2 protein-coding genes are annotated in these 687 nt (G+C 71.0%); one reads left to right on the top strand and one right to left on the bottom strand.

Features of this window, described 5'->3' with window-relative positions; all coding sequences use genetic code 11:
* Nucleotides 1-245, top strand: a 245-nt coding sequence (locus AC2JF9_RS08085; RefSeq protein ID WP_500726775.1) for an acyl-CoA thioesterase, incomplete at its 5' end; no start/stop codon positions are given.
* On the opposite strand, the gene AC2JF9_RS08080 is transcribed toward AC2JF9_RS08085, so the two are convergent.
* Nucleotides 230-687: hypothetical protein (locus AC2JF9_RS08080; RefSeq protein ID WP_500726773.1), on the bottom strand; the 458-nt coding region annotated here is incomplete at its 5' end. The two genes, AC2JF9_RS08085 and AC2JF9_RS08080, sit on opposite strands and share 16 nt — an antisense overlap.

Genomic DNA, 687 nt, shown 5'->3' with positions numbered 1-687 from the left:
CCACCGTCGCGATCGAGGCGATGAAGTTCATCGCTCCGGTCCTCCTTCACGACATCATCTCCATCTACGCCAAGGTCGAACGGATGGGCCGCACCTCGATGGGTATCCGGATCGAGGTGATCGCCAGCCGCGACCGAGGCGCGCGCGAGGTCAAGGTGACGGAAGGCCTGTTCACCTTCGTCGCGCTGGACGCGCAGCACCGCCCCCGCCCGGTGCGGCCGGAGCCGCCTCAGTCGGCGACGTAGCCGAGCGTCACCTCGCCATTGGCCGGAACGGTGGTCCGCCAGAGCGGGCGTCCGTCGCGGCGCGCAAGGCCGCGCCCCGGGGCACGCATCCCGTCGGCCGCGCCGTCCGGCCGGTAGCCGACCTCCACCAGCTGCGGGTCCGGCAGCGCGTTGGTGATTCGCGTCTCCATCCGGAAGCGGCCCGGCCCGAGTCGCTCCACCATCCGGTTGTGGAGGCGGACGCCGGGGATCGCGCCGGCCTTGATCTCCACCTTTTCGCCGACCGCCAAGTCCCTGAGTTCGGCGCGGCCGGTCAGCAGCGTCCGCTCCTCGCCGACGGTGAAGACACGGACGGTGCCGGCGGGAAGCGGGATGCCCAACCGGTCCGATTGCCTGTTGAAGGCGCGGAAGACGCGCTGCCCCTCGATGGGATCGCCGGCGAAGGACACCGGCACGTCGAAGG

The sequence above is a fragment of the Lactobacillus sp. C449L genome (assembly GCF_059900815.1).
Note: the sequence above shows the minus strand (reverse complement) of the source record. Positions and strands in the feature narration are given on the sequence as shown.